The sequence below is a fragment of the Fodinibius salinus genome (genome assembly GCF_008124865.1).
GTDB classification, from domain to species: Bacteria; Bacteroidota; Rhodothermia; order Balneolales; family Balneolaceae; genus Fodinibius; species Fodinibius salinus.
Genome location: NZ_VNHY01000002.1, coordinates 177,635 through 196,799 on the forward strand (window position 1 = coordinate 177,635; position 19,165 = coordinate 196,799).

A 19,165-nucleotide genomic window follows, 5' to 3' on the forward strand; every position below is an offset into this window, starting at 1 on the left:
TACGCAGCCAACTAATTTTGTTTACTTGTAAGCTTCCCAACAAATAACCATTAATTAACATACTCATCTTTAATTTCCATCATATAATCGAAAGCGGCATCATGCTCGTTGGGAATTTTTCCATCTAAAATAGCTTCTTTGATAGCATCTTTGATGTCCCCGATTACCGGACCTGGGTCAATGTCTAGGGCATCCATTATCTCATCGCCACTCACAGGGTTCGTCCAGTTACGGATGCGATCTTTCTTTTCAACCTTTTTAATCTTCTCTTCTACGTGGTCAAAATTTTGGTTGTACCGCTTCACCTTGTAATCATTTTTGCTGGTAATATCGGCACGGCATAACATCATCAAATCGTCAATATCATTTCCTGCTTCATAAATGAGCCGCCGTACGGCACTGTCCGTTACTTCATCCGATACCAACGCAATGGGACGTAGGTGCAGACGCACCAACTTACGAACATATCGCATCCGTTCATCCAGCGGTAGCCCTAATCGTCGAAAGATAGATTCTACCCAGCTGGCACCCAGCGCATCGTGCCCGTGGAATGTCCAGCCGGTTCCTTCTTTAAACTTCTGCGTTGCAGGCTTGGCAATATCGTGCATAATCGCTGCCCAACGCAGCCACAGATCTCCACCCATTTCGGCCACATTATCGAGCACTTTTAACGTATGCCAAAAATTATCTTTGTGGCGTACCCCGCGCACTTCGCGCACGCCGTGAAGCTTCACTAATTCCGGGAAAAAGTGGTGCAATATTCCTGTTTTAAATAAGTGGCTAAAACCAATGGAAGGCTTCGGTGACATTACAATTTTATTGAGCTCTTCGATAATCCGCTCTTTGGATATGATAGTGATGCGTTCGGCCATCTCTTCAATGCCTTTATACGTTTCGGGAGCAATATCGAACTGCAGCTCCGTAGCAAAACGGATCGCACGCATCATCCGCAGGGGATCGTCATCAAACGTCTGTCCCGGGTCTACAGGCGTTCGAATGAGCTGCTTCTTCAAATCCTGAATACCCTCAAAAGGATCTATTAACTCACCAAAATTGTCTTCATTGAGCGACCACGAGAGAGCATTAATCGTAAAATCGCGCCGGAGCTGATCCTCTTCGAGCGTGCCATCCTCTACGACGGGCTTGCGCGAATCACGATTATAACTCTCCTTGCGCGCACCTACAAATTCCAAATCCATATTTTCGTGTTTGATATGCGCGGTCCCAAACTGTTTAAAAACCGACAGGTTATCAGCATCGAGCCGATCAGCAATCTCTTTGGCAAGCGTAATACCGGATCCAACCGTTACAAAATCAATATCCAGCTCATCAGCATCTTTGGTCCGATTAAGATAAAAATCACGTACATAGCCTCCCACTACATACACTGGTTGTTCTACCGCTGCACCGGCAGCAGAAATAACGTTGAATACTTCTTTATGTTTGGGACTAATATCTTCCACGATTGCAATCTTTCTTTTTTGGTCACAAAAACATCAAAATTAGATTTTTGTGTTTTGTGATTTAGTGGCCATTAAAACGAGCATAAAAATAAGAACTAATACGCTTGCTTTCAGATATTCTTTCTCTCATCTTTAAGCCACTCTTTCATTAGCTATTTATGTGTGAAATTATCATCCGCCAAAACAGCACTTCGTATCAGCTTGGGGGTATCTGTCATTTCGCTGATCCTAAAACTCAGCGGCTTCTGGATTACCAGTGCTACCACGGCTCTTTCTGATGCAGCCGAATCTGTCATTCACCTGCTTGCTGTCGGTTTCGTCTATTATGGATTGTCGCTAAGCGCTAAACCGGCCGACGACAAACATCTGTACGGACATGAGCGCGTGGAATTTCTATCCGTTGGAATTGAAGGTACAGTCATAATACTGGCCGGCATCACCATCATTTACCAGTCAATAGAAAACTATCTGTACGGTTATCAGCTACAGCAACTGCTCAACGGCGTTTATCTCATTGGTGGGGCCGGTATTATTAACTTAATTCTGGGCAATTATTTGCTCAAGGTCGGGAGACGCGAAGAGAATATGATGGTCATAAGCAATGGCAGGCATACCCTTACAGATGTATGGACAAGTGCCGGAGCTGTTGCTACACTGTTGATCATCAAGTTTACAAATTTTGAAGTTCTAGACTCTGCTGTAGCCCTGCTGCTAGCCGGATACATCATGTATGAGGGGGTTAAACTGCTTAAATATTCGGTAGACGGCCTGATGGATTCGCGCGATCCCAAAGTGGATGCCGCTATTCGCGAGGAGCTCTCCGGCGACCTGCCCGGCGATATGATCAATGTGCATAATTTGCGCCACCGTACCACTGGAAATACTACCTGGATTGAACTCCATACGGTATCGAAGGCAGATGTAAATCTTAAAAAAGCGCACGACGATGCCACAGTGCTCGAAAAAAGGCTCATCAATGCTATTAAAGGTGATGTGATTGTTACTATCCATCTGGAACCAGAGGGACATCACGAGGAAATGCATGACCAGCTAAGGGATGCAGACCAAAATCGCCCGCTTGAGGATTTTATATAAGATAGTAACCTACCATTGCTTTACATTACATTTATCCATCTGTATCCGGTACTCTGCTCCACAAGCAAGGTACTCCTTCCACAGCAAAGCAGTGGAAGGAGATTAGGTAGGTCACTAGCCCAAAAACTATATCTCTACGCCAATTTTTGAGTGATCACCAACATGAATCTCTTGGTCAACATCTTTCAGCTCAGTGTATCGGCCGATAGTTGAATTCTCAATATTACAACCTTCTAGTGTAGCATGCTCTTGGACAAGGCTGTTTTTGATTGTGCATTTCGTCATCTGAGTCCCTTCGTCAATGCTTACATGGGGACCTATAATACAGTTTTCAAGTTCTACATCATCCCCGATATATACCGGCGGAATGATTTTAGTGTCTGTAAAACGATCTCCCTCCACCTCTTCGTATTCTTTCTCAACTACCTTGCCTGATGTTTCCAACCAGGCTGGCAATGTTCCACAATCCATCCATTCATCAACGGTCGCCTTGCGAAACACTTTGTCATCTTTGAGCAGGCGGTCCAGGGCATCAGTAAGCTGAAACTCTCCCCCGTGCCCGCGCACATCATGCTCCAACAGATATTCAATTTCTTTTTTCAGCTGCTCGCCTTCTTTAAAATAATATACGCCTATAATTGCCAGATTTGAGATTGGGTTGTCTGGCTTTTCCACAAAATCAGTAATTTGGTCCTCTTCTTCGACAGCCACACCAAATCGCGAGGGATCATCAACTTCTTTCAACCAAACTACACTGTCGGCATCTTCGATGGATACTGAGCCTTCCATATCAAAAATAGTATCCGCAAAAACAATAATGCATTCACCACTAAGATCCTCTTCGGCACAATACACGGCATGGGCCGTACCCTCAGCACTCTCTTGAACCCGGAAAGTCGCTCTAGCATTCTGGCGCTCACTCATGGCACTCAACGCATCCTTGATATCCTGGCCAAAATCAGGTCCCAGTATAAATACGATCTCATCAATATTGCGATCTAAAGTACGCGCAAAAGTCTCTACGATGCGTTCCACAATCATCTTTCCTGCTACGGGTAACAACGGCTTGGGAACGGTATGCGAATGGGGCCGAACTCTTGTTCCACGGCCTGCCATTGGTATTATTAATTTCATATATTTGAATCGATTAGGATGATAAATTATCTATTTTTGTTAGTCATTAATATAACGGATGTTCCGTACTTTAGCGACCATTTAAGCATTGAAATCTCATAACATAACTCCTTACAGTTGAGCTGGTATTTACAACTTATTGATATTCTTCTTCTCGGATTTGTCCTCGTCATGACCCGCCACTTGTTGCTCAGGGGACGTTACTTTTTGCACATTTTCCAACAAAACGGTTATAAGCTGGGGGAGTATCGAGACTGGCTTATTGAACACTTTTTCAGGCGTGTCATCACAGCTGAACATATTTTGTTCAACATTGTGATTGCCGCCATGATTGTTCTGCTTTCGAACACTCTTACCGGCAGCAGCGCTGTTATCATTCTTTCTGCATTTGCCGCTTTCTGGTTTGTACCTTTTAACTATTATGCCAGTGACAACTCCAAGAAACCACTCGCCTTTACCCCGCGGATGATCCGGCTGACTATCCCATTTGCCCTTCTGGCTCTATTGCTGCCTTCCTTTGTAACATACTTTTCATATACCGGACACATTCCATTTACTAATCTTCAATTTCAAACTTCCATTTTATACTCAGCCGACATTTATCTGCTGGCATTCGGATGGATTGTAGCTGATGCGCTTGTCCCGTTTTTTATTTTCTTGGCAGCATTCATCACCAAGCCTTACGAAAATTACGTGCATCGCTATTTTATCAGACAAGCCCAAAATAAGCTGGTCCAAATGCCCGATCTCACCGTCATTGCCATCACCGGCAGCTATGGCAAAACGAGTACAAAGTTTATGATTCGGGATCTACTCAGCGAGCGCTATTCCGTCTGTGCCACACCCGGCAGCTATAACACCCCCATGGGCATCTGCAAAGTTATAAACAATGATTTAACCGCCCGTCACCAAGTGCTAGTGCTTGAAATGGGGGCTCGCTACGAAGGCAATATAGACGAGCTTTGTGATATTGCCGAACCTGACATTTCGGTGGTGACCAATGTAGGCATTGCCCATCTCGAAACTTTCGGCTCTCAGGATGCTATCGCCCGCACGAAATCTACACTGGTAAAACGTGCCAAATCAAATGGTACTGCCATCCTGAATGGAGATGACCAGCGCGTGGCCAAGATGGCTAACTTACGCGATGATATAGAATTTATTACGACGGGATTGCAAAATGGAGATATTCGGGGAACTAATATTCAATACAGTTCTGAGGGCATGCAGTTTACGGTGTCTTTAGATAATAATTCCAAGCTATTTACTATGCAGCTGCTTGGCACTCACAACGTGCAAAATATGCTGCTGGCTGTGGGCGTGGGGCAAGCCCTGGACTTGCGACTCAGTACAATGTCAGCTGCAGCAAAACGCATTGAACCGGTCGAGCACCGGCTGGAGCTTAAAAATAAAGGGTCCCTGACTATCATTGATGATGCCTTTAACGCCAATCCCATTGGCGCAAAAAATGCCGTCAATACACTAGCTAAGTTCAACAGCGGCCGACGTATCATCATAACGCCAGGTATGATTGAACTGGGTGATCTGCAGGATAAAAAGAATCGGGAGTTCGGCCAGCAAATCGGTCAAGCCGGGCTCGATCTCGTCATTCTTGTGGGCACTAGCCAAACCGAGGCAATACGAAAGGGCATTGCATCCACAGAATTTGATATGGGGAAGGTACACACCGTGCAAAGCCTGGATGAGGCTAACCGTTTAATGCAAGATACTGCTGAAGATGGAGATGTAGTGCTCTACGAAAATGATCTACCCGACAGCTTTGATGAGTAAATATTAATTGCTGTAAACTAACCACCTCACTTTTTTCGAATATCACCTTTTATCCCGCCATCACTTCTTCGATATCGGCACGCTCTTTGGGTACCGTCGTCAGGTTTTCGTGGCCGTTTTCCGTGATAATTAAATTATCTTCTATGCGGATACCACCAAAATCCATCAGGTCCTGCAGCTTAGATCCATTAAGAAATTTTGAAGCTTTTTCATCTTCAAGCGCTGGCTGTAGCAAGGCAGGAACAAAATAGAGTCCCGGCTCAATGGTAAGCACCATGCCCGGCTGCAACGTTCGACGCATCCGCAAATACTTAATACCCGGCCGCTCGATACGCTCTACGCCCTTCGGATACCCACCCACATCGTGGGTGTCGAGACCTAGAAAATGACCCAGCCCATGCGGAAAGAACAAAGCAAAGATATCTTCCTCCATCATATCGTCAATAGATCCCTGCACAATGTCGGCATCTTTGAGTCCCTGCATGATGATTCGCGCCGCAAGCATATGCAGATCCTCCATTTTCGCATCGGGTACTGAGGATTCTATAACCTGCTTTTGCGCTTCAAGCACGGCTTCATACATAGCAGCCTGCGTGCTCGAAAATTCACCATTTGCAGGATACGTCCGCGTAAAATCAGAGGCATAGCCGTTACATTCAAAGCCGGCATCAATCAGAAAGAGATCCCCGTCATGAATAGGACGATTATTTTCGACATAGTGCAGGATAGCACTATTTTTCCCAGATGCAAAAATTCCGTTGTAGGCATCCTGCGTTAACCCATTTTCAATTTGGTGATAATCAAACACGGCTTTCATCTGGTGCTCAAACTTGCCCGGTTCTAGGGCATTAAGCACTGCCTTGTGAGCAATGTTGTTCACACGAGCGGCCTCCCGTATTTGATCCAGCTCCCAGTCGGTCTTGAACACGCGACAATGGGTGATAGCATTTTCAAGTGCATCTAAATCAATAGGCGTCTTGCGATCAAACTCTTCAATAAACTCGGCCTGCTTTTCATTGATACAGTATATCGTTTCCGGATTTAACTCATCAAGCACTTTAGGCAATGCCCCTTCATAATGTAAGTGATCCGGCTGATATTCATCCTGCAGCTCATCTTTAGATTTAACAATCCCATGCCAAACCGCATACTGTGCACTCCGATCAGGCGCAAATAAATGGTATTCTTGGGTTTGCAGGTCTAAAATAAGATGAAAATCGGGTTCATTTACACCGGTCAAATACCAGAAGTTCGACTCCTGCCTAAAAGGAAACTCATAATCGGTATCATACCGATACATGAGCTCAGCTCCCTTCATATAAACAATTTCAGATTTATCATCGTCAAGCAGAGAAAAGAGTTTTTCGCGGTGTAAATGATGCATACTAACGGATTGGTTGAAATTCAATGAATGAAACTTACGGTAAATTTGATACCTACGAAACTAAAATGGCATCTTGTTATTCTACATGTTTCTCAAAAATAGCATTCGCTTGTTCCATAATTACTTCCGGTGAATTTTTTTCCTGAAGATTCCAGTGCTTGCCAAGATCAAATGTTCGGATACCGGACTTATCATACAAGCTACTATTTCCCTTCTTATCATCAAATAGCAGACCCAAATTAATTTCAAGAACGGCCTTATTCTCATCATCTTTATTAAAAATGATAATCATCCGATTACCCCCGTAAGCTGTCTGCAGTGTGGTAACGGCCAATCGCTTATTATCAGACAATGAGCCAATGCGATAATAATGACTTAGTTCAACATCAGACGGACCCTGTCCGAAAGACAAAAACTGTATGGCATTTTCTTCTTCAGGGAAACACAACCCATCCAAGGTTTTTGTAAGCCAGGTTCTCAATTCGGGCGATGCTTTTTTGCCCGCAAATCCTCGGTCACACCAGTATTTGAAATCACATTCCAGAGTATTAACCTCATTCGTTGAAAGAGCCGGCACCTCTTCACGATCTATAGCCTTCGGTTTAGCATCCTCAATAACATACCAATAATCACTGCGGCCATTAGTCATTAGCAAGTAGGGAGCATTTACCTTTTGATTGTATCGGGCCAACTGTTCGGCAGTCTTCTCTGATATAGGTACATGCTCTGCTTTACATTCAACCAAGAGCTTAGGTTCAAAGTCCTGATTGTAGCAAATTATATCAGTTCGCATTTCTTTATCAGCCATCTCACCGATAGACTCTTCGGTAGAAATACGGTGCTTTGACCAGCCGGCTTGCATTAGATGTTCAATGACCCGTAATCTCACACGTTCTTCTGGACGATTTTTAAGGGCCTTTTTTTGGATGGGATTCCATAACTTTTTTGCACGATCACGCCACACCACACGTGGAAAGATATGTTCCGCAATGCTAGACATTACAGTAATTATGACCTGGCAGTTTATTTAAAGGTTTGGCGCAAGCGAGACGCTTACGCCAACATACAATATAGTTCTGTAAAAACCCGTTCGATCGAAAGTTATCTGCGTCCTATAAACTATGCCGCAGCAGCTTCTTTTTCTTTATCCATCTGGCGGTAGATAATCAACTGCTGGCCAATAGATACTACGTTATAAATCAAATAGTAGAGGCTGAGACCTGCTGCAAAATTGTTGAAGATAAACAACAACATAAACGGAAAGACATATTGTAGTGCCTTCATATTTGGTCCGGCACCGCCTCCGCCACCACCACCGGGTCCCATACCACCCGTAAGTTGGCTTTGGGCCATCATAGCTGCTGTCATCAGCAGTACAAAGCCGGCCAGATGATCACCCAAGAATGGAACGTCAAATGGAAGGCTTAAAATATAGTCCGGTGCAGAAAGATCCGATGCCCACAAGAACTCCTGCTGGCGAATGAGAATAGAGTTCTGGAAAAATCGCCAGAGCGTAATCAAGATAGGCAGCTGCAGCAAGTTAGGCAGACATCCGCCCAGCGGATTGACGCCCTCTTCTTTATAAAGTTTCATCGTTTCCTTTTGCTGCTTCTCGGGATCATCTTCATACTTCTCCTTAATCTCCTCCATTTTGGGCTGCAGCTCTTTCATGGCTGCCATACTGCGGTAACTTTTCTTGGTCAACGGATACAGTATCATCTTCACTAAGATAGCAAACAGGATAATGGCAAAACCCATCCCCATATATCCGTCCACAAGACCAAAATAAGGGATAATGATATATTCAACGATCGGATCAGACATCCAGCTGAGCCACGAATATCCGGTATCCACCATTCCGTAAGCCTGGCTGTCATAAGCATGCAGCGCATCATATGACATAGGGCCTGCAAAAAGCTGAAATGAGATATTGCCCCGCTGCGAAATGTTGCTAGAAATATACGACGTATAACGATGGTTTGTTAATGAATCATCGGCAGGACCGGTTTGTTCACCAGTCAACAGTGCACCCTGCGTAGTGTTCGATGTCTTTATAATTTGCGTAAAGAACTTGGTCCGGGTAGACACCCAGCTAATAGAACCATTATAATCCTGCTCATTGCTACCCGCTTCACTAACCTTCAGGCGCTCCATTTCTCCACCGGTATAAACGTAAGCAGCAGCATAACGGGCTTCGGTAGTTGCGGGATTTTTTTCCGTAAAGTTAAGCGGAGCTGTCCATCCAAAATCCACTTCCCCACCTATAATATTACGTTCCAGCCCTTCAAAAGAAATGTCAAGTCCAATTTCGTGTGAACTTCCACTAAAAGTATAGGTATAAACCACTCGCTTGTTATCACTAATATTGAGTGCATACTTCAGCTGCGTTGTATCATTTTTAGTAATATTTATAGAATCCGCATTGGTAAGCGGTTTAAATACAAGCTTGTCGGTTTCTACATTGTAATTTTCGTCCGTTAAAAACCCCATTGAATAAGCCGAACGCGACATACCTTTTATCATGTGCACCGGCTTGTGATCCCAAGTTTCGTAATCTTTTAAAACAATTTGAGAAGGACCTGCTCCCAGATTGGTAAATGTTGCCCGATACAGAGGAGTTTTCACAATTGTTTCAGTAGTATCAGCCACGCTGGCTGTAGAAAACATCCCCATTTGCTCTTGTCCCTCTTCGGATTGCGTAGTTTCAGCAGGAGATTCCGATGATACTTCTTGGGATGCGGTAACATCTTGTGTATCACTATTTTCTGGCTGAACAGGTGTTTGTTGGGTATCAGCCTGCGCAGCAGCAATACTATCCTGACGCGCCTGTTCCTTTCGTTGTTTCAATTCTTCTTGCGATGGCATGGAAAAGTAGGCCCATGCAATCATCACTATAAAAATTAATACTAAACCGGTTACTGTATTACGATCCAAGAGAAGTCCTCAATTAAATTTTCGGGTTGCTGTGTTGTTCGGGCACGGGGTCATGGCCACCGTCACTCCAAGGATGACATCGCGATATGCGTTTTACTGTTAACCAAAAACCTTTAAAAGCACCGTGTTTCCGAAACGCCTCGATACTGTATTGACTGCAGGTGGGATGGTAGCGGCAACTGCTGGGCATCCACGGAGAAATTATGTTCTGATACAAACGGATAAGCCCGATAAATAAATATTTCATGATTTGCTATCTCCCGAGATGGGATCTTTATTACAAAGATGCTCGATCAACATCACCACATCTTGCTCTACATCTTCATAGGATACACCAACAGATTTTGCCATAAAAGCCCCATGTAGTGTAACCTGAAGCTCATTAAGAACGCCAGTAAGCTTGTGCTGATGGTGCCGATAGGCTTCTTTCAAAAGCCGCCTCATCCTGTTGCGTTTGGTAGCCTTACCCAGACTTTTTTTAACAATAAAGCCCATTTGACATCCAAAAGAGGTGTTATCTACAATTTGAAACCGTAAATCAACACGGGTCTCTCGGATGACACAGGCATCCCGCTGAAAGAGACGCGAAAAATTCTTTCGGCCCCGCAGGATTTTAGCTCTGGGTAAGCTGTAATCATCATGGGAGCTCGAAGCGTTACTTCGGCCCTTTCTCATTACTGACTGTTAAGTTATGACGTCCTTTTTTGCGACGCTTCTTAAGCACTTTTTTTCCATTTTTACTACTTTTCCGCTTACGGAAACCGTGCTTCTTCTTGCGCTTTTTATTACTAGGTTGATACGTACGTTTCATAACAACAATTTTTTAATGAAATTTTGATTCTCAAACAGACTCCTAAAATAAAAATAAATTTAGACAATAAGAACCATAATTTATCGGTTATATCAATCCAAGGGCAGAAATAATCATTCGTAAAAACTAAATTATACTGTCAATTCATTTGAACAGGCTCTCTGTAAGCTGTAACTTTAATAGATCATATAAATTACACGAGGACAACCTTATTTTATGTTCGAGAATTTAGGCGATACAGTAAGCAACGTTTTAACAAGTATCTTCGGATCCAAGAGCGAGCGTGACCTTAAGAAAATCTGGCCCATGGTTGAAGAGGTTAACGAACACTACGAAGGGCTGGAAGAACTTTCTGATGACGAGCTCAAACAAAAGACTCAAGACTTTCGGGATAAAATCAGCAGTGCTACCGAAGAAGTCGAAGAAGAAATTAACAGTATTAAGCAACGGCTTAACGGCGGTGAACAACTCTCGGTAGATGAACGTGCACAACTGGCCGAAGAGCTGGAAGAACTGGAAGAAGAACAGACCGATATTATTGAAGATACGCTGATGGAAATTATGCCGGAAGCTTTTGCCGTCATGAAAGACACCTGCCGGCGCTTTCTGGGTGAAAAATGGATGGTCGGCGGCAGCATGAATGAATGGGGGATGGTACCCTATGACGTGCAAATAGCCGGTGCTATTGCCATGCACCAAGGCAAAATTGCAGAGATGAAAACCGGTGAAGGTAAGACGCTAGCTGCTATTATGCCGGCCTATCTCAATGCACTCAGCGGACGCGGTGTTCATATTGTAACTGTTAATAATTATCTAGCCAAGCGAGATGCTGAATGGAATGAACCGCTGTTTAATTTTCATGGTCTCGAAGTGGATTGTGTAGATCTTTATGAACCTAACTCTGAGCAGCGTCGCCAAGCCTATCGTGCCGACATTACCTATGGCACCAATAATGAATTTGGGTTCGACTATCTGCGTGACAATATGGTCAGTAACTCTGATCAGTTGGTACAGCGCGATCACAATTTTGCCATCATTGACGAGATTGACTCGATCTTAATTGATGAGGCCCGAACACCGCTCATCATTTCCGGACCCGTTCCCGAAGATAACAGATCTGAAAAATATGAAGAGCTTAAACCACGCGTAAAATCACTGGTTAGTGCACAGAAAAAACTAGTTGCATCATTCGTTAAAGAAGGACAACAGCTACTCGATGAGGGTAAAGAAGAAGAGGCTGGGTTAGCACTGTATCGAGCACAGCGGGGCTTCCCAAAGAACAAAAAGTTTCGCAAGATGATGCAGATCCCTAAGAACCAAAAGCTGGTACAAGAAACTGAATCATTTTACTTGCAAGATAACGCACGTCGCCTCCCTGAAGTTGACCAAGCCCTTTACTATTCGGTCGATATGAAGAAAAATAGTATCGAGATGACTGAAAAGGGACAGGAGTTCTTGCTGGAAGAGGACGAGGATGAAGAGTTTTTCGTCATTCCCGATCTGGGCACCGAAACCACCCAAATTGAGGAAGAAATTGATGCTCTTCGGGAAGAAAAGATTCAGGAGATAAAAGAAAACGATGAGTTCAGTGAAGAATACAAGGAAGAAAAAATTGCTGAAGCTAAGCAAGAAGTTGAACAAGAACGAGAACGACGCTTTAATGAGCTGCATCGCCTGTTTGCCGAACGAAGCGATCGCCTCCATACGATCAACCAGCTATTAAAAGCTTACACGCTCTTTGAACGCGAAGAGGAATACATTGTACAAGAAGGTAAGGTTCAAATTGTGGATGAGCATACTGGTCGCGTACTTTCGGGCCGGCGCTACTCCGACGGACTCCACCAGGCTATTGAGGCCAAGGAAAATGTAACGGTTGAAGCTTCTACTCAGACTTATGCTACAATTACGCTGCAAAACTACTTCCGGATGTATAATAAGCTCTCCGGGATGACAGGTACCGCGGCTACTGAAGAAGGGGAGTTCAATGAAATATATGACCTTGATGTAGTAATCATCCCCACGAATGAACCGGTAATCCGTGATGACAAAGAAGATCTGGTATTCCGTACCAAGCGCGAAAAGTACAATGCTGTAATACAAAAAATTGACGAATATCACGAAAAGGGACAGCCAGTGCTTGTTGGTACTACCAGCGTAGATGTATCTGAAACCATCAGCCGCATGCTGAAAAAAGAAAATATACCGCACAATGTTCTCAACGCTAAACATCACGCCAAAGAAAGTGACATTGTAGAAAGTGCCGGTCAGCCGGGTGCCATTACCGTAGCCACCAACATGGCTGGTCGTGGTACGGATATTAAATTAGCTCCGGGTGTTAAAGAAAAAGGAGGATTAGCTATCTTGGGAACAGCACGTCACGAGTCTCGGCGTATTGACCTACAGCTCCGTGGACGTGCCGGACGGCAGGGAGATCCGGGTGAATCTCAATTCTATGTTTCGCTCGAAGACGATCTCATGCAGCTATTCGGCTCAGATCGCGTTGCCAACGTCATGGATCGGCTGAATTTTGAAGAAGGCGAAGTAATTACACACTCATGGATTACCAAATCACTAGAGCGCGCCCAAAGCAAGGTTGAACAAAACAACTTCAGCATCCGTAAGAAACAGCTTGAATACGATGACGTGCTCAACAACCAGCGTGAGGTCATCTACAAGCGCCGAAAACACGCCCTTTCCGGTGAACAGCTGCGCAGCGACATCTATGATATGCTCGAAGAGTTGGTGGCAAATGTAGTTAACGAACACTATCCACAGGGAGAACTTGAAGAACTGAAAAATACGATTCTTCGTCTTCTAGCCGTGGATATTAAACTGGATCGTGATGAGATGGGCCAAATGGGTCCTGATGTGCTTATTGATCATATCATTGAGCGGGCCTACGAGGCTTATGAACAAAAAGAAGAAATGATTTCGGAACCACTGCACGAAGTCATTAAAAATATTGAGGATTCCGATGCCGACAATAAGCCCGATAAGGTACAAGTTATCTTTACAGACGGCATACGCCGCATGCGTGTAGTCGTTGACGTAGAAAGTGCTCTTGAAAATGAGGGACATGAAGTAGCCCGCGCATTGGAACGCACTGCTGTACTTTCCACTATTGATAGTAAATGGATGGATCACCTGCGGGAGCTTGACGCCGTAAAAGAAGGTATTGGACTGCGGGCATATGGAAAAAAAGATCCATTGCTGGAATACAAACGCGAAGCATTTGAAATGTTTAAGCAGCTGCTCGATGAAATTAACCAAGAGGCTATATCACTGATTTGGAAGGCTATTCCCGAGATGCAGGCCGACCAGAAGAAGATGCAGCAAGCACCCGAAGAACGAGCCAAAGTTGACATGAATCGTGCCGAAACCAAACACTCTGATGCTACCAACATGGGCTTTAAGTCCGGTGCGAAACAACAGCAAAATGGTTCCGATGGTTCAGAACAGCAGCGCAGTGACCAAAAACCACAACCTGTTACTGTAGAAGAAGAGCCCGGGCGCAACGACTACGTCAAAATACAGGAAATGAGCAGTGGTGACGTTATCGATATTAAATGGAAAAAAGCCAAGCGCATGATTGAGGAGGACGGCTGGGTGCTTATTGAAAAATAGTCATGGAAGTTCTGGGAATAGATATCGACAGTTCAGGTATTAAAGGAGGTATTGTTGATACCCAAGAGGGCGAAATTATTTCTGATCGTCAACAGACCCCGCCGCTAGAAGACACCACTCCCCACAAGGTACTGGCACAAATTCATCAACTTGTAAAAAATAATTTTGATTGGGAGGGCCCCGTAGGATGTTCCCTGCCGGCTCCGGTTCGTAACGGTATAGTATTATCAGCACAGCGTATTGACAATTCGTGGGTGGATGCCAATGCCGAGCAACTCTTTTCTGATATCACAGATAATCCGGTGGTTGTTGTCAATAACACAGACGCCATGGGATTAGCCGAGATGTATTTTGGAGCAGGCCAAAACCAACGGGGGCTCACAATAGTATTGACCGTGGGTTCTTATATTGGCTCATCCCTGTTTCTGGATAACAAGCTTATCCCCAATACCGAACTGGGATATATGGAAATAGACAACAAAACAGCAGAGACTCATGCATCCAATAAGTCTCGGAAAGAAGAAGGACTACGCAAAAAAAGCTGGGCAAAACGAATAGAAAATGTCCTTAAACATTTTGAAACCATTTTCCATCCTAATCTTTTTATCCTTGGAGGAGAACTGGGCCAAAAGACTGAAAAAGTCTTTCCTTTTATAAAAATCACCACCTCGTTTAAAGCCGCTGACTTTCAAGAAGATGCCGCCATTGTTGGTGCTGCAATGGTTGCTGCCGACCACAAAGACAAAGTATTTTTCCGCTAACCTGTTATTTCTTATGGATGACGATTGTAACTCCAATTGTTACAAATGAGTAACCTCGACAAACTCAATCGTATTTCCGGACTGCCACCCGAAGAAACTATATTTCTTTCAAAATCATCGGTGATGTATTATGCAGCAGCTTTTTTAGGCGGTATTTGTACTTCCATTGCAACTTATTTACTTATAGCAATCATCCTGTTTAGATGGGTAGCTCCACCCACAACTTCTTTCATGCTACAGCGGCAGTTCGAAGCCCAGCAAAATAATCAATCTCTCGAACAGCAATATGATTGGCAAAACTGGGAAGCAATTGCTCCAGAAATTAAAATGGCAGCTATTACATCCGAAGATCAGCGGTTTGCCAAACACTGGGGCATTGATTTTAATTCTATCCAAAAAGCAATTAATGAATATGAGCGGGGAGAAGATCTGCGCGGCGCCAGCACCATTACGCAGCAGGTCGCTAAAAATTTATTCCTTTGGCCAAGCCAGTCCTATCTAAGAAAAGGCATTGAGGCTAATATTGCCCTATTTATTGAGTTACTTTGGTCCAAAAAGCGTATCCTCGAAGTATATTTGAATATTGTGGAGTTTGGGGACGGTATTTATGGCGTACAGGCCGCGGCCGAACGGTACTTCAATACAACAGCCGCAGACTTGTCGGCTTGGCAAAGTGCAATGATGGTAACGGCCCTGCCGGCCCCAAAGCGTTATAACCTGGCTAACCCTTCTCAATATATGCTGGAACGCCGCAGCTGGATTTTACGCTACATGCACCTGTTAGGTACACAACAATATTTGGATAAGCTAAAATGAGTAGAGTAAAAATATATTGTGCTCTTGCCCCTCTCATAAATCCTTTATTTATTGCCCAATTGAAAATGAAATAAGATTTCCCCGATGATGAAAAAACTGATCAACATTTGTCTACTACTTCTTTTTATTCCTGGTTTAGCACATGCACAGAGCGGCCTGGATACGCTGAGCCTGGAATCCATTTTTTATGAGCCGCTGCTGGCGGGTAACCGTCCCGACCTTACCACTTTTTCTCCTGACGGCTCCAAAATTTACTATCAGGCCAATGATTCAGCTATGACCAAGGAGGAACTATTCCAGGTAGGCTTGAACGGCAAAAACCGCAAACCGGCTCCAAAAGGAGTGAAAAATCGTTTCACTGTTTCTCCAAACGGACAAAAATTACTGTATAACGACCGTGGCGATATCTGGATGGCTAACCTGAATTTTGAGAATAAGCAGCAGCTCACAAAGTCCAAAGTGCCTGAATATAATGCCACGTGGTCTCCCGACGGCAAGCGCATTGCTTATGTACAAGAAGGGGATGTCTGGATCCTGGATATCAAAGGCTCGGGGCTCACCCAGGTAACATCCAAAAAAGAAGACCAGACCGGCTATAGTATTGCAGACTGGGCAGGCGATGACAAGATTATTCTTTCGCAGTATGATACTTCTGAGTACGAAGAATATTACTTTCCGGAATATGTCAATCACTATGTAAAAACCGGAGCAACTCGACGCGGTATAGCTCGTCAAATTTATTCGGTTGCGTATCTAGATTCCAGTAAGGTTGAACAAGTATATGAACACAAAGGCTACACCAGCTCCAGTATAAGCGCTGATGGACAGTACCTGGCACTCGATATTATGGGGCCGCCCATGAAGAAGCGCGATATCAAAGTATATGATATGGAGACCTCAAAATGGACTACTGTTTTTGAAGACTCCACTGACGGCTGGCTCTATGGTACGGAAATGGAGTTTGCTCCCAAAGGGCAAAAACTGATGTTTCAATCCGAAAGAGATGGCTGGAATCACATTTATACCATCAATCCCGATGGCTCTGAAATGAAGCAACATACTTCTGGTAATTATGAAGTACCCTGGGTAGCGTGGACGAGTAAACATTCTATGGTCTTTGCTTCTACGGAAGTGGATCCCGGTGAACGTCATATTTATACCCTTAACACCACGAATAATAACACTTTAAAACTGACCAGTAAGGCTGGCTACCGACAAGGGTTTGAACTAAGCAACGACAAACAGCACCTTGTCTATGAATACAGCTATTTTAATGAGCCCTTTGAACTCTACGCGCTGGATCTCCAAGATCCCGGAAAAGAAGTACGGCTTACTCAAACTATTCCCGAACGTTTTACCAATATTGATTGGCAAAAAGAGGATTATATCCGCTTTACCGGGCGCGATGGAGAAACAAAACTTTCTATGTCAGTACTGGAACCTCACAATATGGAGGAGGACAAAACGTATCCTGTAGCTGTGTTTGTGCATGGTGCCGGTTCGTTACAAAATGTGTATAAGGGATGGTCGGACCATTACTACCGCGAATACATGTTCCATCAGTACCTCAATGCGCATGGCTATTATGTTATTGAAGTGGACTATCGGCACAGTACCGGCTATGGCCGCGAATTCCGCGAAGATGTAACAAACTGGATGGGTAAATATGAGACGCAGGATATTATTGACGGTATTAACTATCTGGCTGAAAACTATACCAAAGCAGATACCAGCAACGTAGGCATTTACGGTGGCAGCTACGGTGGATTTATGTCACTTTATGCCACCAGTGTAGCCCCAAAATATTTTGATGCCGCTGCGGCGCTGCGCGCTGTCACCAACTGGGACAATTACTACCATACTAATCCCTGGTACACTTTGCCACGGCTCGGTAAGCCAAAAGCAGACTCCGCTAACTATGCTCAAAGTTCACCTATCACTTATGTGGACCAGCTTGAACAACCGGTTCTTATTTTACACGGCCTAATTGATAATAATGTAGGGTTTCAGGATGCGGCACAATACATCGAAAAACTAATTCAAGCAGAAGATAAAGAGTTCGAAATGATGATGTATCCCTCCGAGCGGCACAGCTTTACGGACCCTGATGCTTGGTACGATGAATATAGCCGCATTTTTGAGTTTTTTAATAAGCATTTAAAAGAAACCGACGCAAATCAATGATACGTTTAACTTATTTTCATAAATCTATGTATTGCTGATTTCTATCTACCTAACACATCTCGACAGATTAATAAATGCCTGCTCTATTAACGTACTTTATAGGATTTGCTGTTGCCATCTCAGTAATGATGGTGGCTACAAAAGTTGTTGATATCATTATTAAAGCTCCGGGGTACCAAGGAGAACCTACGGAACATTTTGACGGTAAACAGTTTCACAACATCAGCAAAACAAAAGCACGAAGTCTGCTTGACGTTTTTAAGTGGGCTTTAACGGAAAACCCGGAGGAATGGCAGGAGCTCAGCCGTGATGATGTAACCATCGGCAAAGCGCCCAACCCCTCAACCAACGATGGGGAAATCAACATTACCTTCGTCAACCACGCTACCTTTTTGATACAAGTTGGGGAATGTAATATTCTTATTGATCCCGTTTGGAGCAAACGTGCCAGCCCTTTTCAATGGATTGGTCCCAAACGTATGCGTCCGCCGGGCATCGATTTCGAAGATCTGCCTGATATTGATTTGGTGCTCATCAGCCATAACCACTACGACCATCTCGACATTCACACTGTTAAGCAACTAAGCAGTACTCATGATCCCTTATTTGTAGTGCCATTAGGTGTATCGCGCTACCTCGAAAGTCATGGAGTACACCGGACGGCTGAACTTGGCTGGTGGAAAGACAAACAGATTGCAGCCAACCTGCAGGTAACATCCGTACCCGCTCAGCACTTTTCGGGACGTGGCCTCTCCGACCGAGACGAAACACTCTGGTGTGGATACGTACTCGAAACCACTGCCGGTACGCTCTACTTTGCCGGGGACACAGGCTACGACGGCATCTTTACCAAAATTGGCCGCCGGTTTGACATTGACCTCTCATTTATTCCCATCGGCGCCTACAAACCGCGCTGGTTCATGAACCCCATCCATGTTGATCCCGAGCAAGCAGTCCAAATCCACAAAGATGTAAATAGCAGCCAAAGTATTGGCATGCACTTTGGGACTTTTCCATTGGGCGATGAAGGAATGCACGACCCACCGGCTGATCTAAAAAAAGCTCGTGAAAAGCATATCATCCCAGAATCAGAATTTTACACGCTTGAAGAAGGGGAAACTAAGACATTGCTTTCTTCAACAGTCATGCAAGCTTGATTTATAAAAAG

15 protein-coding genes are annotated in these 19,165 nt (G+C 44.3%); 7 read left to right on the top strand and 8 right to left on the bottom strand.

Features of this window, described 5'->3' with window-relative positions; genetic code table 11:
- Positions 1–50: 50 nt before the first annotated feature.
- Positions 51–1,463 carry a CCA tRNA nucleotidyltransferase gene (locus LX73_RS05630; protein WP_148898513.1) on the bottom strand — a complete coding sequence of 471 codons (1,413 nt, stop codon included), beginning with the start codon at positions 1,461–1,463 and terminating at the stop codon, positions 51–53.
- A gap of 162 nt (positions 1,464–1,625) precedes the next feature.
- On the opposite strand from LX73_RS05630, the gene LX73_RS05635 reads away from it, so the two are divergent.
- Positions 1,626–2,558, top strand: a complete 933-nt coding sequence (locus LX73_RS05635; protein ID WP_170245597.1) for a cation diffusion facilitator family transporter — start codon at positions 1,626–1,628, stop codon at positions 2,556–2,558.
- 126 nt (positions 2,559–2,684) lie between these two features.
- On the opposite strand, the gene LX73_RS05640 is transcribed toward LX73_RS05635, so the two are convergent.
- Positions 2,685–3,692, bottom strand: a complete 1,008-nt coding sequence (locus LX73_RS05640) for a sugar phosphate nucleotidyltransferase (RefSeq protein WP_148898515.1) — start codon at positions 3,690–3,692, stop codon at positions 2,685–2,687.
- Positions 3,693–3,809: 117 nt separating this feature from the next.
- Between LX73_RS05640 and LX73_RS05645 the strand changes: the two genes are divergently transcribed.
- Positions 3,810–5,483: a UDP-N-acetylmuramoyl-tripeptide--D-alanyl-D-alanine ligase gene (locus LX73_RS05645; RefSeq protein WP_148898516.1), complete on the top strand. Its 1,674-nt coding sequence runs from the start codon at positions 3,810–3,812 to the stop codon at positions 5,481–5,483.
- 49 nt (positions 5,484–5,532) lie between these two features.
- Here LX73_RS05645 and LX73_RS05650 read toward each other — a convergent pair whose 3' ends face one another.
- The 6 genes from LX73_RS05650 to rpmH all read right to left on the bottom strand — a co-directional run bounded on the left by LX73_RS05650 (position 5,533) and on the right by rpmH (position 10,612).
- Positions 5,533–6,867: an aminopeptidase P family protein gene (locus LX73_RS05650; protein ID WP_148898517.1), complete on the bottom strand. Its 1,335-nt coding sequence runs from the start codon at positions 6,865–6,867 to the stop codon at positions 5,533–5,535.
- A gap of 76 nt (positions 6,868–6,943) precedes the next feature.
- Complete coding sequence (locus LX73_RS05655) at positions 6,944–7,867, bottom strand: type I restriction enzyme HsdR N-terminal domain-containing protein (RefSeq protein WP_148898518.1); 924 nt, start codon at positions 7,865–7,867, stop codon at positions 6,944–6,946.
- Between the two features lie 119 nt (positions 7,868–7,986).
- On the bottom strand, positions 7,987–9,801 hold the full coding sequence (gene yidC, locus LX73_RS05660) for a membrane protein insertase YidC (protein ID WP_148898519.1): 1,815 nt from the start codon (positions 9,799–9,801) through the stop codon (positions 7,987–7,989).
- A gap of 13 nt (positions 9,802–9,814) precedes the next feature.
- A complete protein-coding gene (yidD, locus tag LX73_RS05665) occupies positions 9,815–10,048 on the bottom strand; it encodes a membrane protein insertion efficiency factor YidD (protein WP_148898520.1) in 234 nt (77 codons plus the stop codon).
- Positions 10,045–10,476: a ribonuclease P protein component gene (gene rnpA, locus LX73_RS05670; RefSeq protein WP_148898521.1), complete on the bottom strand. Its 432-nt coding sequence runs from the start codon at positions 10,474–10,476 to the stop codon at positions 10,045–10,047. The genes yidD and rnpA overlap by 4 nt, the downstream gene beginning before the upstream one ends.
- The gene (gene rpmH / locus LX73_RS05675; protein WP_148898522.1) at positions 10,457–10,612 is read right to left on the bottom strand and encodes a 50S ribosomal protein L34; all 156 of its coding nucleotides are present in this window, start codon (positions 10,610–10,612) and stop codon (positions 10,457–10,459) included. The genes rnpA and rpmH overlap by 20 nt, the downstream gene beginning before the upstream one ends.
- A 216-nt stretch (positions 10,613–10,828) precedes the next feature.
- Here rpmH and secA point away from each other — a divergent pair, with 216 nt between their 5' ends.
- From secA to LX73_RS05700, 5 genes are all read left to right on the top strand, one after another.
- A complete protein-coding gene (secA, locus tag LX73_RS05680) occupies positions 10,829–14,236 on the top strand; it encodes a preprotein translocase subunit SecA (protein WP_148898523.1) in 3,408 nt (1,135 codons plus the stop codon).
- A 2-nt stretch (positions 14,237–14,238) separates the two neighbouring features.
- Positions 14,239–14,997: a polyphosphate--glucose phosphotransferase gene (gene ppgK, locus LX73_RS05685; RefSeq protein WP_148898524.1), complete on the top strand. Its 759-nt coding sequence runs from the start codon at positions 14,239–14,241 to the stop codon at positions 14,995–14,997.
- Positions 14,998–15,042: 45 nt separating this feature from the next.
- A complete protein-coding gene (mtgA, locus tag LX73_RS05690; RefSeq protein WP_148898525.1) occupies positions 15,043–15,813 on the top strand; it encodes a monofunctional biosynthetic peptidoglycan transglycosylase in 771 nt (256 codons plus the stop codon).
- An 84-nt stretch (positions 15,814–15,897) separates the two neighbouring features.
- Positions 15,898–17,997: a S9 family peptidase gene (locus tag LX73_RS05695; RefSeq protein ID WP_246138173.1), complete on the top strand. Its 2,100-nt coding sequence runs from the start codon at positions 15,898–15,900 to the stop codon at positions 17,995–17,997.
- 74 nt (positions 17,998–18,071) lie between these two features.
- Positions 18,072–19,154: an MBL fold metallo-hydrolase gene (locus LX73_RS05700; protein WP_246138174.1), complete on the top strand. Its 1,083-nt coding sequence runs from the start codon at positions 18,072–18,074 to the stop codon at positions 19,152–19,154.
- Positions 19,155–19,165: the final 11 nt, after the last annotated feature.

Coding starts and splice junctions, on each gene's coding strand:
- yidD (WP_148898520.1), bottom strand. CDS start 10,048: ATGAAATATTTATTTATCGGGCTTATCCGTTTGTATCAGAACATAATT.
- LX73_RS05650 (WP_148898517.1), bottom strand. CDS start 6,867: ATGCATCATTTACACCGCGAAAAACTCTTTTCTCTGCTTGACGATGAT.
- LX73_RS05695 (WP_246138173.1), top strand. CDS start 15,898: ATGATGAAAAAACTGATCAACATTTGTCTACTACTTCTTTTTATTCCT.
- LX73_RS05655 (WP_148898518.1), bottom strand. CDS start 7,867: ATGTCTAGCATTGCGGAACATATCTTTCCACGTGTGGTGTGGCGTGAT.
- rpmH (WP_148898522.1), bottom strand. CDS start 10,612: ATGAAACGTACGTATCAACCTAGTAATAAAAAGCGCAAGAAGAAGCAC.
- LX73_RS05700 (WP_246138174.1), top strand. CDS start 18,072: ATGCCTGCTCTATTAACGTACTTTATAGGATTTGCTGTTGCCATCTCA.
- ppgK (WP_148898524.1), top strand. CDS start 14,239: ATGGAAGTTCTGGGAATAGATATCGACAGTTCAGGTATTAAAGGAGGT.
- mtgA (WP_148898525.1), top strand. CDS start 15,043: ATGAGTAACCTCGACAAACTCAATCGTATTTCCGGACTGCCACCCGAA.
- secA (WP_148898523.1), top strand. CDS start 10,829: ATGTTCGAGAATTTAGGCGATACAGTAAGCAACGTTTTAACAAGTATC.
- LX73_RS05640 (WP_148898515.1), bottom strand. CDS start 3,692: ATGAAATTAATAATACCAATGGCAGGCCGTGGAACAAGAGTTCGGCCC.
- rnpA (WP_148898521.1), bottom strand. CDS start 10,476: ATGAGAAAGGGCCGAAGTAACGCTTCGAGCTCCCATGATGATTACAGC.